At 61.6% G+C, this 245-nt stretch carries 1 pseudogene; it reads left to right on the top strand.

From position 1 onward, the window contains the following. Positions 1 to 245: pseudogene (locus tag SB816_RS34200) on the top strand (NADH-quinone oxidoreductase subunit D); the annotation flags it as partial.

A 245-nucleotide genomic window follows, 5' to 3' on the forward strand; every position in this document is an offset into this window, starting at 1 on the left:
GAACATGCTTTCGCGCTCGCCGTCGAAAAGCTGCTCGGCCTCGAAATCCCGATGCGCGGCCAGCTGATCCGCGTGCTTTATTCGGAAATCGGCCGCATCCTGTCGCACATCATGAACGTCACGACGCAGGCCATGGACGTTGGCGCGATGACGCCGCCGGTCTGGGGTTTCGAAGAGCGCGAAAAACTGATGGTGTTCTATGAGCGCGCCTGCGGCGCCCGCATGCACTCAGCCTATGTCCGTCC

The sequence above is a fragment of the Achromobacter sp. SIMBA_011 genome (genome assembly GCF_046535435.1).
Lineage (GTDB): Bacteria > Pseudomonadota > Gammaproteobacteria > Burkholderiales > Burkholderiaceae_B > Achromobacter > Achromobacter dolens.